This is a genomic window from Pseudomonas sp. AF03-9 (assembly GCF_020515815.1).
GTDB lineage: Bacteria > Pseudomonadota > Gammaproteobacteria > Pseudomonadales > Pseudomonadaceae > Aquipseudomonas.
Window position 1 is genome coordinate 602,584 of record NZ_JAHPJF010000002.1, and the last position, 13,930, is coordinate 616,513.

General features: G+C 64.5%; 13 protein-coding genes. All 13 read left to right on the forward strand.

Annotated elements, in window-relative coordinates; translation table 11 throughout:
• Window positions 1–8 precede the first annotated feature (8 nt).
• On the forward strand, window positions 9–440 hold the full coding sequence (locus tag LIY36_RS06460; RefSeq protein ID WP_226455145.1) for a type II secretion system protein: 432 nt from the start codon (window positions 9–11) through the stop codon (window positions 438–440).
• A complete protein-coding gene (locus tag LIY36_RS06465; RefSeq protein ID WP_226455146.1) occupies window positions 437–805 on the forward strand; it encodes a prepilin-type N-terminal cleavage/methylation domain-containing protein in 369 nt (122 codons plus the stop codon). Before LIY36_RS06460 ends, LIY36_RS06465 begins: the two co-directional genes overlap by 4 nt.
• Complete coding sequence (locus LIY36_RS06470; protein ID WP_226455147.1) at window positions 802–1,422, forward strand: prepilin-type N-terminal cleavage/methylation domain-containing protein; 621 nt, start codon at window positions 802–804, stop codon at window positions 1,420–1,422. The genes LIY36_RS06465 and LIY36_RS06470 overlap by 4 nt, the downstream gene beginning before the upstream one ends.
• Window positions 1,419–2,141, forward strand: coding sequence for a general secretion pathway protein GspK (locus LIY36_RS06475; protein ID WP_226455148.1), 723 nt, complete (start codon window positions 1,419–1,421; stop codon window positions 2,139–2,141). The genes LIY36_RS06470 and LIY36_RS06475 overlap by 4 nt, the downstream gene beginning before the upstream one ends.
• Window positions 2,138–3,175 (forward strand): PilN domain-containing protein, encoded by a 1,038-nt coding sequence (locus tag LIY36_RS06480; RefSeq protein ID WP_226455149.1) that lies wholly within the window; start codon window positions 2,138–2,140, stop codon window positions 3,173–3,175. Before LIY36_RS06475 ends, LIY36_RS06480 begins: the two co-directional genes overlap by 4 nt.
• Window positions 3,150–3,761, forward strand: coding sequence for a type II secretion system protein GspM (gene gspM, locus LIY36_RS06485; protein ID WP_226455150.1), 612 nt, complete (start codon window positions 3,150–3,152; stop codon window positions 3,759–3,761). The genes LIY36_RS06480 and gspM overlap by 26 nt, the downstream gene beginning before the upstream one ends.
• A complete protein-coding gene (locus LIY36_RS06490) occupies window positions 3,758–4,282 on the forward strand; it encodes a general secretion pathway protein GspN (RefSeq protein ID WP_226455151.1) in 525 nt (174 codons plus the stop codon). The genes gspM and LIY36_RS06490 overlap by 4 nt, the downstream gene beginning before the upstream one ends.
• Window positions 4,279–6,477, forward strand: coding sequence for a type II secretion system secretin GspD (gene gspD / locus LIY36_RS06495; RefSeq protein ID WP_226455152.1), 2,199 nt, complete (start codon window positions 4,279–4,281; stop codon window positions 6,475–6,477). The genes LIY36_RS06490 and gspD overlap by 4 nt, the downstream gene beginning before the upstream one ends.
• Before the next feature lie 763 nt (window positions 6,478–7,240).
• Window positions 7,241–9,634: a TonB-dependent receptor plug domain-containing protein gene (locus tag LIY36_RS06500; protein WP_226455153.1), complete on the forward strand. Its 2,394-nt coding sequence runs from the start codon at window positions 7,241–7,243 to the stop codon at window positions 9,632–9,634.
• A gap of 25 nt (window positions 9,635–9,659) precedes the next feature.
• On the forward strand, window positions 9,660–10,625 hold the full coding sequence (locus LIY36_RS06505; protein WP_192296776.1) for an amino acid ABC transporter permease: 966 nt from the start codon (window positions 9,660–9,662) through the stop codon (window positions 10,623–10,625).
• Window positions 10,618–11,391, forward strand: a complete 774-nt coding sequence (locus tag LIY36_RS06510) for an amino acid ABC transporter ATP-binding protein (RefSeq protein WP_192296775.1) — start codon at window positions 10,618–10,620, stop codon at window positions 11,389–11,391. The genes LIY36_RS06505 and LIY36_RS06510 overlap by 8 nt, the downstream gene beginning before the upstream one ends.
• A gap of 18 nt (window positions 11,392–11,409) precedes the next feature.
• Window positions 11,410–12,333 carry an ABC transporter substrate-binding protein gene (locus LIY36_RS06515; protein WP_226455154.1) on the forward strand — a complete coding sequence of 308 codons (924 nt, stop codon included), beginning with the start codon at window positions 11,410–11,412 and terminating at the stop codon, window positions 12,331–12,333.
• Between the two features lie 12 nt (window positions 12,334–12,345).
• Window positions 12,346–13,929, forward strand: a complete 1,584-nt coding sequence (locus LIY36_RS06520; RefSeq protein WP_226455155.1) for a flavin monoamine oxidase family protein — start codon at window positions 12,346–12,348, stop codon at window positions 13,927–13,929.
• Window position 13,930 lies beyond the last annotated feature (1 nt).

Consider the following 13,930-nt stretch of genomic DNA (forward strand, 5'->3'; position numbering starts at 1 on the left):
CCGCGACCATGCCCAACCCTCAACGCGGCTTTACCTTGCTGGAGATGCTGGTGGTGATCGTGTTGATCAGCATCGCCGCCGGGTTGCTCGGGTTTGGCCTGCAACAAGGGCTCAAGACCGCCCGCGAGCGCCAGGCGGTCGGGCAGATTGTCGATGCCCTGCGCAGCACGCGGGCGCGGGCGATTGTCAGCGGGCAAACCGCCACGACTGTGTTTGATCTGCGAGGGTTGAGCGTGCAGGCCCCCGATCGGCCACCCAGGCACTGGCCGGCCGACCTGCAAGTGACTCTGCACACCGCCGAACAAGTGGGCGCTGCGGTGGCGTTCTACCCGGATGGCAGCTCCACCGGCGGCAACCTGTTGCTGGCCAGTGGCAGTCGGCGTTGGCGCATCGACATCGGCTGGCTGACCGGCAGCGTGCAATCCAAGGCGTTGCCATGAAGCGCCAGGCGGGGTTCACCCTGCTGGAGATGCTCGCCGCCCTGATGCTCATGGCGATCTGCAGCACGGTGTTGCTGGTCGCGTTTGGCCAGAGCGCGCGGTCGTTGTTGCAGGTCCAGCACAGTGATCGCCTGACCCACGCGGCACTCAGCGTGTTCGATCAGGAAGCGGCGGGGCCGCTGGCCAGTGGCATCCGCCAGGGCAACCTGGCGGGCATCGCCTGGCACTTGCACATCGCCCAGCAACCCACGCGCCTGGGCCAGCCGCGTTTGTTTCGCCTCGATCTGACGGTGCGCGAAGGGCCGCGCCAGGCGCAGTTCAGCACGCTGAAATTGCGCGCGGCCAGCGACAAGGCGCCGTTATGAACCGGCGCCAGCAGGGGTTTACCTTGCTCGAAATCTTGATCGTGCTCAGCTTGCTCGGCGTGCTGCTGACCCTGGTCGGCGGCGCGTTGCTGGGGGCCAACCGTGCGGTGCTCAAGGCCCAGCGCTACGCGGTGAGCCTGGATGAAATGCGCGCCGCGCAGCAGTTTTTGCGCACGGCGATCAGCGAAGCGCTGCCGCTGGACGTGACCGAAGACGACAGCCAGACCCCCGGTTTTTTTGTCGGTGCGGCGCAGCGCCTGCAGTTTGTCGCGACCTTGCCTGGGGTGCTTGGCGGTGGAATTCAGCGCTTCACCCTGCAACTGCACGGCGATGACTTGCAGGTGGCGTTCGCGCGCTTCGAATCCACCGCCCAGGTCAGCGTGCCAGCCGCGCGCAGTGAGCCGCAGGTGTTGTTGCGCGATGTCGAGGCCTTGCAATTCAGTTATCGCGGCGTGTCCCCCAAAGGCCAGGCCACTGGTTGGATCAGCGCATGGCCGTGGACCAAGCGCCTGCCTTACGCGGTGCGTATCGACGCCACCGTCGGCGGGCCGGTGCCGTGGGTCAGCCAGGTGGTGGCGTTGCGTCTGAACCTGTCCGGCGGAGCGTCGGATCAATGAAGCAGCAACGCGGCGTGGCCTTGTTGCTGGTGCTGTGGGTGCTGGCGTTGCTCAGCCTGTTGCTCGGTGGCCTGGCCGGGTGGGTGCAACTGCAGACGCGCCAGGCGACGTGGCATCGCCAGCACACCCAGGCCGTGCTGGCGGCGGAGGCGGGCGTCGCGCTGGTGATGCAGGCGCTGGCTGATCCGCTGCAGCGCAAACAGTGGGTCGCCGATGGGCGGCAAATGCCGTTGGTATTTGACGACGCGCAGTTGCGCGTAAGCCTGCGCAGCGAGCGCGGCAAGTTGTATCTGAACAGTGCCGAGCCGGCTGATTTCGCCCGCGTGGCCTTGGCCTGCGGCGCTTCCGCGGCCCAGGCTGCGCGCCTGGCCAAGGACCTGGAAACCCGCCGCAATCAAGGTGTAGCGCCGTTCCGGGTGGTTGAAGAGTTGCGTCAGTTGCCGGGCATGACCCAGGCGCTGTACAGCCGGTTGGTGCCGCAGATCACTTTATGGAGCGGCCTGGACCGGCCCGATCCCGCCTTCGCCAGCACACTGCTGCGCAAGGCCCTGAACCTGCCGCAACAAAGCGCGGTGGGGGCTGATCCCGGCGAAGTGCTGGTGATCAGCAGCCGGGCAGAACGCCCTGGCGGTTACCACGCGCGGTTGCAAGTCACCGTTTTATTGAGCCCATCGGAGGGAAGCGCACAACCGTATCGGGTGTTGCGTTGGCAAGAATGAATCGATCGTTATCCAAACCCCTGGCGCAGCTTGAGCAGTGGGCTCAACCCATTGCCCAGCGCTGGCGCGGCAGCCTGTTGCAGCAGGGCTGGCGCCTGTGGCTCAAGGAGCTGCGCGGCTGCCTGCCGGCGTGGTTGCTGGCGCACGAGCCACCTGAGCGCAGCTACCCCTGGCCGTTGACGGCGCCGGTAGGGCCGGTGCCCGAGCATGTGCGCCAGGTGTTGCTGCTTGCGCCGTCGACGGTGCTGGTGCAGAGCCTGCAACTGCCGCTGGCGGCGGCCCGCAACCTGACGGCGGTGGTCGGTTATGAACTTGACCGTTTCACCCCGTTTGACGCCGAACAACTGTACTTCGTCGCACGCCAGGAGCGGCGCACTAGCACGCACCTCAAAGTGACGCTGGTGGCGATCCAGCGCACACGCCTCGACCAGATCCTGCTCGACTGCGCAGCCCTGGGTTTGCATCCCCATCAGGTCGATGTGCCGGGCCTGGGCATCGACCTGCTGCCCGCGCCGTTGCGGCCACGCCAGCGCGCCCGCGGCAAAGGCCTGCAACGCAGCCTGCCGTGGCTGTGCGCGGCGTTGGTGATTGCGGCGATGCTGTTGTGGCTCAACGACCGCCAGCGCGTGCTGGATGTGATGCACGCCAGCGTCCAGCAGCAAAAACACCAGGTGGCCCAGGTCCAGCAGCTGCGCCAGCAACTGCTCAATACCCGCGGTGCAGCGAACTACCTGACCCGCCGCAAAGCCGCCCAGCCACCCTTGGCGGCACTGCTTAACGAGTTGACCACCTGCCTGCCCGCCGACACCTGGATCGAGCAATTGGAAATCACCGATGGCGCCGAGGTGTCGCTCTCTGGGCAAAGCGCCAAGGCCAGCGCCTTGATCACCCGGATCAAGGCGTGCCGCAGCCTGGAAAACGCCAGGTTCGAAGGGGTGATCCAGCCCGATGCGCAAACCGGCAAGGATCAGTTTGCCCTGCGCGCCCACTTGCACCAGGAGGCCAACGATGCGCCGACCCCTGACACCCCGTGAACGTCGCGGCGCCGCGCTGTTGGTGCTGGCCCTGGTGCTGGGCGCGACGTATTGGCTGTTGATCGACAGCTGGTTCGCCGGCCCGCTGCGCGACATGGGCGAGCGCGCCGAGCAACTGCGCGAACAGCAGCAACGTTACGCCGGGCTGTTGCAGCAGGGCGCGTCGTTGCGTGAGCAATTGGAGCAGGCGCGCCAGGACCCGGCGAGCAGCACCAGCCTGTTGCCCGGTGACGACCCCAGTGCCGTGGCCGCCGACTTGATGCAACGCGTCGCCGACCTGATCAGCAGCCAGGCCAGCCTCGGCGGCGGCTGCAAGTTGACCCAGCGCATGCCGATCACCCCGGAGCAGGACGACAGCGAGCCGTACCGCCAGGTCAAGGTCAGCCTGACCCTGGACTGCGCCATCGAACCGCTGACCGCAATCTTGCATGCACTGGAATACCAGCGGCCGTTCCTGTTCGTGGATGAAATGAGCATCCGCCGCCGCGCCGATGCGCCGGCCAGCGGTGGCGCCGGGAAGCTGGTGGTGCACCTGCTGGTGCGCGGTTATCTGCAACCGGCTGGCGCCGGGCAGGTGGCCCGATGATTCCGGTATTGCGCCCCATCGAGTGGGGCTTGCTGGGGTTGTCGGCGGCATTGGGCCTGTTGATGCTCGGCATTTTGAGCAGCATCGGCGACGCGCCGCAGTGGCTGCCGGCACCCGCGCCGAGCGCGCGCAGCACCGCGGCGGCCAAGGTGCTGGCCGCCCCGCAGGCGAGCCTGGAAAGCCTGGCCGGCACCTGGCAGGCGCCGTTGTTCAGCCCCGATCGCAGCCCTGATCGCGCGGTTGGCCAGGCGCAGGCGTCGAGCCTGTCGAGCCTGGTGTTGACCGGCATTGTTCTCGACGGCGAGCTGCGCGTGGCGCTGCTCAAGCCGCTCGACGGCCCCGCGCTGAAAATCCACCAAGGCCAGGCCCTGCCCAACGGCTGGCGCCTGGAACACCTGACACCCCGCGAAGCGCACTTCGCCCTCGATGGCCGCACGCAAACCTTGAGCCTCAAGGCCCTGCGTCTGCCGCCGCCATCGACCACCCCCCCGATTACTCTTCCTCACGAGCCCACCCCTTGATCGATACATTGCGTACCACCGCGTTTTGCCTGGCCACTGCCGTTTCCCTTGGTGGCTGCGGCTCACTGCCCGACCACCTCGACGCCGATGACGCGCTCATGCACGAGGCGATGCAGGGCACCGGCTCACAACGTCCGCCGCTGGACCCGGCCAGTGAGCCGGCGGTAGCGGCCGACACCCAACAGGCCAAGGCTGCGCCGCAGCGCCAGTTGATCCGTGGCAACCAGCAATTCGTGCGCCCACCCACGGCCGCGGCAGCAGCGCAGCAGGGCGGCGGCGACATCGTGTTCAACTTCGCCGACCAGCCCATCGAAGCGGTGATCAACAGCGTGATGGGCGACCTGCTGCACGAGAACTACAGCATCGCCCAGGGTGTGAAAGGCAACGTCAGTTTTTCCACCTCCAAACCGGTGAACAAGCAGCAGGCGCTGTCGATCCTCGAGACCCTGTTGTCCTGGACCGACAACGCGATGATCAAACAGGGCAACCGTTATGTGATCCTGCCCGCCAACCAGGCCGTGGCGGGCAAGCTGGTGCCGCAGATGCGTGTTGCGCAGCCGTCCAATGGTTTGTCGGCGCGGCTGTTCCCGCTGCGCTACATTTCCGCCACCGAGATGCAGAAACTGCTCAAGCCCTTCGCCCGGGAAAATGCCTTCCTGCTGGTGGACCCGGCGCGCAACGTGCTGAGCCTGGCGGGTACGCCGGAGGAGTTGGCCAACTACCAGGACACCATCGACACCTTTGATGTGGATTGGCTCAAAGGCATGTCGGTGGGCGTGTTCGGCTTGCAGCGCGCGTCTGTGGCCGAGTTGATGCCCGAGCTGCAAAAGATGTTCGGCCCCGACAGTGGCATGCCGTTGGCCGGCATGGTGCGCTTCCTGCCAATCGAACGGACCAACTCGGTGGTGGCGATCTCGTCGCAGCCGCAGTACCTCAGTGAGGTCGGTGACTGGATTCATACCATCGACGAAGGCGGCGGCAACGAGCCGCAGATGTACGTGTACGACGTGCGCAACATGAAGGCCACCGACCTCGCCAAATACCTGCGGCAGATCTACGGTACCGGCGCGATCAAGGATGACGCCCCGGCCAAGGTCGCGCCGGGCTTGCGCACGGCGACCCTGTCGTCGCCAGGCACCAACAGCACGTCGGGCAGCACGCCCGGCGGCCTGAGCAACAATCTGAACAACAACCCGTCTGTTGCCGATGATGAGGAGCAGGCACCCGAGTCCGACCAGGACAATCCCGAGCAGGGCGCCACTGAGGACGCCCCGGCCAAAAGCCTCGACGCCGGCACCCGCATCACCGCGCAGAAGAGCAGCAACCAATTGCTGGTACGCACGCGTCCGGTGCAATGGAAAGAAATCGAATCGGCGATCAAGCGCCTCGACAACCCACCGCTGCAAGTGCAGATCGAGACGCGCATTCTCGAGGTCAAGCTCAGTGGTGAACTGGACCTCGGGGTGCAGTGGTACCTGGGGCGCCTGGCGGGCAATTCCGCCAGCACCACCGTGGCCAACACCGCCGGCAGCCAAGGCGCCCTGGGCGGCGGCGGGGCAGGGCTGGGGGCGACGGATTCGTTGTTCTACTCGTTTGTCAGCTCCAACCTGCAAGTGGCCTTGCATGCGTTGGAAACCAACGGCCGTACCCAGGTGCTGTCAGCGCCCTCGCTGGTGGTGATGAACAACCAGCCGGCGCAGATCCAGGTGGGCGACAACATTCCCATCAGCCAGACCACGGTGAACACCGGCACCTCGGACACCACCCTGAGCAGCGTCGAATACGTCCAGACCGGGGTGATCCTCGACGTGGTGCCACGGATCAACCCGGGTGGCCTGGTGTACATGGACATTCAGCAGCAGGTCAGCGATGCCGAGACCCAAGCGGCCAGCGACACGCAGAGCAACCCGCGCATCTCCACGCGCTCGGTCTCCACCCAGGTGGCGGTACAGAGTGGCCAGACCGTGCTGCTCGGCGGCTTGATCAAGCAGGACAACGCCGAATCCGTGAGTGCGGTGCCCTACCTCGGCAAAATCCCCGGCTTGCGCTGGTTGTTCGGCAACACCAGCAAGTCCAAGGACCGTACCGAGCTGATTGTGTTGATCACACCAAGGGTGATAACCAGCGGCAGCCAGGCGCGGCAGGTGACGGATGATTATCGTCAGCAGATGCAGTTGCTGCGGCCGTCCAATTGAAGATGCACCAGGCGGTAGCTTTGGTTCGGTGGGTATATCCGTTGGTTAGGTAAGGGCGGCTTAGGGTTGCGCTCTTACAGCGGCTCACTTTTGGAAAGACCTAAAAGTAAGCAAAAGGCCTACGCCCTTACACTCGGCACCTCGCCTGCGTTCGGCCAGCGTGTTTTACGGGGCGACCCCAGATCAAAAACCAGAGCGCGGCGACCTTAGAACCGACCGGTATGTGCGGGTTGAACGGCGTCAAAACTGTGGGAGCGGGCTTGCTCGCGAATGCGATGGATCAGCCAATGAATGAGTTGACTGACACACCGCATTCGCGAGCAAGCCCGCTCCCACATTTGGAGCTCCATGTATTCAGATGGAACTGTGGTTTGCGCTTTTCAAAAGTGAGCCGCCGTTACCGCAGCAATGGATATGCACTCAAAAACATCATTTATATGTATAAAAAAATCCATAAATAATGAAATACAAGAATATTAGCTTAGACCAAAACAGCATTATATTTTCAAAACCCATTCCGTTATGTTTGATCGCAACAGCCTACCCCTGACCTCGGATGGTACTCATCGTGATTCAGATTCTGCTGCCATAACCGGGTAATCATGCCCGTAGCAGAATCGTTGGAAGGGAATTCAACGTATGTTGCCGATTCACACCCCGCACGCGCCTTAGCCCCCAATCGCCGCCACACCCCCCAAAAAACGAGCACCGCGCACGACCGCGTGGCTGCCCGACTTCGCGATTTGGATAAGCAGGAATGGCTATGAAGCAAGCGCTAACACCCACCGCCGTACTGGCCCTGGCAATGCTGGCCAACGCCGCCCAGGCCCAGGATGACAGCACCCTTTCGACCGTAGTGGTCACCGGCAACCGTGGCGCCGAGCAGCGCACTGTCACCAGCAGCGCGGTGCCGATCGATGTGGTCAGCGCCAAGCAATTGCAGAACACCGGCAAGCCCGGTTTGATGGAGGCCCTGAGTGCGGTGATCCCGTCGCTGACCCTGCCGGAAAAAACCGGCTGGGACGCCAGCGGTATCGCCCGCGCCCCCAACCTGCGTGGCCTGAGCGCCGCTGAAGTGCTGGTGCTGGTCAACGGCAAGCGCCGCCACACCAGCGCCACCCTGAACATCAACGGGATCAACACCGGCGCCGCGCCGGCTGACCTGGACCTGATCCCTATCAGCGCCATCGACCATGTGGAAGTCCTGCGTGACGGCGCAGCCGCCCAATATGGCTCGGACGCCATCGCCGGGGTGATCAACGTGATCCTCAAGGCCGACACCAGCGGCACCTCGGTGACCAACGCAGGCCTGGGTTACGACGGCAAGAAACAGACCGTGCAACAGAGCCTCAACAAGGGTTTTGAAATCGGCAACGGTGGCATTGTGCAGTTGGCCCTTGATGCACGCAGCCAGAACGATGACAACAAGGCCAGCGCCAACGGCTACACCTACGCCCAGGCCCATGAGCAGGCGGGGCGTTCTACCTACGGCGGCTACGGCACACCCAAGACCAATCTGCTGACCCTGGGCTACAACGCCGAGCTGCCGCTCGATGACAGCTTCAGCCTGTATTCCTTTACCACCTACTCGCGGCGCAAGGCCGAGCAGGGCCAGAACTTCCGCCTGCCGACCATCACCAACACCATCACCACCGGCCCCAACGGCTACCCCGGCGGCTACACGCCGACCTGGTTTATCGACGAAGACGACTTCCAGGCCGCCTTCGGTGGCAAAGGCACCGTCGGCGAGTGGGATTGGGATTTGTCCACCACCTACGGGCGCAACGACGCGGAGCAGGGCACCACCCACAACCAGAACCCATCCCTGGGCGAGGCCACGCCGAATCACTTCACCTCGGGCACGTGGATTTCCACCGAGCTGACCACCAACCTCGACTTCAAGCGCGGCTTCGACATTGGCCTGCAAAAGCCGCTGGACCTGAGCTACGGCTTCGAACACCGGCGCGACACCTATGAGGTGCAGGCCGGTGACTATGCGTCCTACGCCAACGGCGGCTACTGCGTGGCACCGGGCAATTGCGCCTCGTCCGGGGCGCAGGTCACCAACGGCATTTCGCCGGATGAAGAAGCCACCGCCTCGCGCAACAGCCTGGCCAGCTATGTGGACGTGGGCTTCAACCCGGTGCCGGACTGGTACGTGGGCACCGCGTTGCGTTACGAACACTACAACCAGGGCGTCGGCGCCACGCGCAGCGGCAAGCTGACCACCCGTTATGACTTCACCCCACAATTCGCCGTGCGCGCCACGGTGAGCAATGGCTTCCGCGCGCCGTCCCTGGCCAACAGCCTGTTCAGTGCGCGTTCCACCACCTATGGCGTGGTGGACGGGGTGTATCAGTCGATCAACTACGGTGTGCTACCGGTCGGTTCGGCCGCCGCCCAGGCCCTCGGTGCACAAGCGTTGAAACCCGAGCGCTCGACCAACTTCAGCCTCGGTTTCACCCTCACACCCACCGACCGCCTGAGCTTCACCGCCGACGCCTACGTGATCAACCTGCGCGACCGCATCACCCTCACCGGCACCTTGCTCGGCCCGCAAATCACCCAAGTCCTGCAAGGCAACGGCATCACTTCCACCTCCGGCGGCCAGTACTTCATCAACGGTGCCGACACCCGTACCAAGGGCCTCGACCTGGTCAGCAACTACAACCAGGACCTCGGCGCATACGGTTCGCTGAAGTGGACCGCCGCGTTCAACTGGAACCAGACCAGGATCCTCAACTACAAGGAGTCCACCACGATCCTCGGCACCTCCTACGACCTGATGGATCGCCAGGCGCGCAACCTGATCACCGGCGTACAGCCGAGCACCAAGCTGATCCTTGGCGGCGATTGGAGCATCGAGCGCTTCAACCTCAACCTGGCCCTGACCCGCTACGGCGCCTACAAGGAGGTCAACGTCTCCGCCGACCGCAGCCTCGACCGGGTCTACAGCGCCAAGTGGATCACCGACCTCGACCTTGGCTACAACCTCACCAAAGACCTCAACGTCGCCATCGGCGCCAAGAACCTGTTTGACGTCTACCCGAAAAAACAAGGCGTGCCGAGCAGCACCATGGTCAGCAGCTACGGCACCTATTCGCCCTTCGGTTTTACCGGCGGTTACTACTACACCCGGCTGACTTACGCCTTCTAAGGCCACAACCCGCGAGGAAGAGAACATGCCCATCGTCGCCAAACCCTATGATCTGATCGAGCACGCCAGCCCGGTCCGCACGGCGCGTGTCGCCACTCCGATCAAGACCCTGCAAGTCGTTCCCGCGCGGCATCCCTGGCGCTGGGCCGGGTCGATCTTTGCCGCGTTGGTACTGCTCGGCATCGTGCACTCCCTGGCCACCAACCCGCGTTGGGAGTGGGGCGTGTTCGGCCAGTGGTTCTTTTCGCCGTCGGTGCTGCGTGGCCTCGGCCAGACGTTGTTGCTGACGCTGCTGAGTACGCTGTTCAGCATGCTCCTCGGCACCGGCCTGGCGCTGGCGCGGCTGTCGGGCTCGCCGCTGCTGGCCGCGTTGGCCTGGGGCTACATCTGGTTTTTTCGCTCGATGCCAGCGCTGTTGGTGCTGATCATCCTGTACAACTTCGCCTACCTGTATGACCACATCGTGCTGGGCGTGCCGTTCACCGACCTGGTGTTCGCCGAGTGGTCCACCGTGGACGTGCTCAGCCAATTCACCGTGGCGGTGCTGGGCTTGAGCCTGATGCAGGCGGCCTACGCGGCGGAGATCATTCGTGGCGGCCTGATCGGTGTGGACGCCGGCCAGCACGAAGCGGCGGCCGCCCTCGGGTTACCGGCGTCGCGGCGGGTGTTCCGGATCATCCTGCCCCAGGCGCTGCGCTCGATCCTGCCGTCGGGTTTCAACGAGATCATCGGCCTGGTCAAGGGCACTTCCATCGTCTACGTGCTGGCCTTGCCCGAGCTGTTCTACACCGTGCAGGTCATTTACAACCGCACCCAGGCGGTGATCCCGCTGCTGATCGTGGCGACGGTCTGGTACTTGATCATCACCACCGTGCTGACGAGTGCGCAGTACTACGTCGAGCGCTACTTCGCCCGTGGCACTGCGCGGGTGCTGCCGCCCACGCCGTTGCAGCGCATCACGCGCTGGCTCAAGGAGAAATCCCATGAGTGAAGCCCGCGCCGGTCGTATTCAAATCCAGGGCGTGGGCAAGCGCTTTGGCAATCAACAGGTGTTGAAAGACATCGACCTGACCATCGACCCCGGCAAGGTCACGGTGATTCTCGGGCCATCGGGCTCGGGCAAGTCCACCTTGCTGCGCACCATCAATCACCTGGAAAAGATCGACAGCGGCCACATCACCATCGACGGTGAATACGTCGGCTACCGGCGCAAGGGCGACCTGCTCTACGAATTGAAAGAACGCGAAATTCTCAAACGCCGCATCGACGTCGGCTTCGTGTTCCAGAACTTCAACCTGTTCCCGCACCTCACCGCCTGGGAAAACATCGCCGAAGCGCCCCTGGCCCACCAGCGCTGGAGCAAGGCCGAGGCCCAGGCCAGGGCGTCGGCGCTGCTGGCCAAGGTCGGCCTGGCGGACAAGGCCGACGCCTACCCGCGCCAGCTGTCCGGCGGCCAGCAACAACGTGTGGCCATCGCCCGCGCCCTGGCCCTGGACCCGAAAGTGCTGCTGTTCGACGAACCCACTTCGGCCCTCGACCCGGAGCTGGTGGGCGAGGTCCTCGACGTGATCAAGGGCCTGACCCAACTCGGCGTGACCCTGGTGATCGTCACCCACGAAATCGGTTTTGCCCGCGAAGTCGCCGACCACGTGGTGTTCCTCTGCGACGGTCAACTCATCGAAGAGGGCCCGCCCGAACAGATTTTCCGCCAACCCCGACATCCTCGCACCGCGGCCTTTCTCGGCAAGGTGCTTTAGCTCAAGGAGTGACTGCCCATGTTTATCTCTACTGCCCGTGTGGCCCTGCTGGCGCTGGCCGTCAGTGCTGCGCAAAGCGCGTTCGCCGTGCAACAGGTCGACCTCAGCCCCGACCGCGTGCGTATCCATGCGCCGCGTAACGAGGCGGCCATCGCGCAAATCCCGCCGGGCTTCAAGTTCGCCCAGCCCGGCAAGTTCACGGTGGCCGTGTCCGGCGTGGCCGGGCCGCCCCTGGCTTTGCTGGCCAGCGATGACAAGACCACCATCGGCAGCGAAGCCGACACCGCGCAGTTGGTCGCTGACAGCCTTGGCCTGCAACTCAACGTGGTGCAGACCAGCTGGGAAGATTGGCCGCTGGGCGTCAGCTCGGGCAAATACGATGCAGTGATCAGCAACGTCACCGTGACCGAGGCGCGCAAGAAACGTTTCGACTTCGCCACCTATCGCCAGGACGTGCTCGGCTTTTATGTGAAGAGCACCAGCAAGATCAACGCGATCAAGCAGGCCTCGGACATCGCCGGGTTGAAGATCATCGTTGGTTCGGGCACCAACCAGGAGAAAGTCCTGTTGGCCTGGAACGAAGCGAATGAAAAGGCCGGGATCAAGCCCGCGCTGTTGCAGTACTTCGACGACCAGGCCGCCGCGCAACTGGCGGTGCAGTCCGGGCGCAGTGACGCGCTGTTCGGGCCGAACTCGGTGTACGCCTATTCGGCCGCGATCACTGGTGGCATCAAGCGCGTCGGCACCGTCAACGGCGGTTGGCCGTTGCAGGCCGACATCGCCGTGACCACGCGCAAGGACAACGGCCTGGTCAAGCCGATCCACACCGCCCTGGAAAGCGCGATTGCCGGCGGCCAATACGAACAGGTGCTGCAACGCTGGGGCCTGGACGTGGAGCGTGTCGACAAGTCGCTGATCAACCCACCCGGCCTGCCGGATTAAGGAGCAGCGAGCATGGGACTGACACGACGTGAAGCACTGTCGAGTATTGCTGCGGTGGGCGGTGAGCAGGCGGTCAAGGATGCGCTGGCGGCGCTGGGCCTGGGGCCTTCGTCGCACCGCCGCCCGCAACCGCTGAAACTCAAGGACGGCCTGGGGCAGGGCACCCGCGTGCTGGTGCTGGGCGCCGGGATCGCCGGGCTGGTCACAGCGCTGGAACTGAGCCGCGCCGGGTTCACTGTGCAAGTGCTGGAGGCCCGCGACCGGGTCGGCGGCCGCACCTGGACCATTCGCCATGGCGACCGTGTGGACTACAAGGACGGCCGCACGCAAACCGCCGGGTTTGATCAGGGCCACTACTTCAACGCCGGGCCTGCGCGGATTCCCAGCCAGCACCGCACGATCCTCGACTATTGCAGTGAGTTGGGGGTGCCCCTGGAAGTGCTGGTCAACAGCAGCCATGGTGCCCAGGTGCGGCCGGATCTGGAGAAACCGGCGTTCAGCGTCGGCCAGGCGCTCAACGATACGCGCGGGCACTTGTCCGGCCTGCTGGCAAAGGCCGTGCAACGCGATGCCCTCGATGATGTGTTGAGTCGCGAGGAACGCACGCGCCTGCTGGCGTTTTTGCAGGTGTATGGCGACCTTTCGCAAGCGCTGGCATTCGAAGGCACGATTCGTTCGGGGCACCTGGACTCCCCGGCGCACCCCGGCGCGTTGCCGGCTGCGCGCAGCCCGTTGGCGCTGGATCAACTGCTGCACCCGGAGTTGTGGGGCGCGTTGCTGCACACCGAATTCCCCGAGTTTTCCGCGACCATGTTCCAGCCGGTCGGCGGCATGGACCGCATCACCGATGCGTTCTACGCCCGGGTTCGCGACCACGTGCAACTCGGCGCCCAGGTGCGCCAGATCCGCCAGTTGGAAGACGGCGTGGCAGTGACGTATCACGACCAACACAGCGGCCGCGAGCAGGTGGTACGCGCCGACTACTTGATCTCGACCCTGCCATTGCCGCTGTTGGCCAAGCTGGATACCGACTTCAGCGACCCGATCAAGGCGGCCTTGCTCAGCACCCGCAGCGACCAGGCGACCAAAGTCGCGTGGCAGTCGCCGCGTTTCTGGGAGACCGACTACCGCACCTATGGCGGCCTGTCGTGGATCGAGCACCCGGCGCGGCTGCTGTGGTACCCGAGCAACGACCTCAACACCCGCGACGGTTTATTGGTGGCGGGTTATGTGACCGGCGAGGGCGCCGACCGGTTTGGCGCCAAAGCCCTGGAAGAACAGTACGCCACCTCGCAAGAAGCCGTGGAGTTGCTGCACCCGGGCTATTCCAGACACCTGCGCCACCCGCTGGCGGTGTCCTGGGAACAGATCCCCTACAGCGAAGGCCCGTGGCTGCAACGCGAACACTTTGCGGCCGAGGCCAGCGCCTTGCTCGAAGCGGGTTTCGGTCGCGTGTACCTCGCCGGTGACGGCCTGGTGCAGAGCGGCGTGGGTATCTGGCAGGAATCGGCGGCGAATTCGGCGCGGCATGTGGTCGCGCAACTGGCCGAACGGATCACTGAGCAACAACACCGCGCGGCGCTTGCCGCTTCTTGAG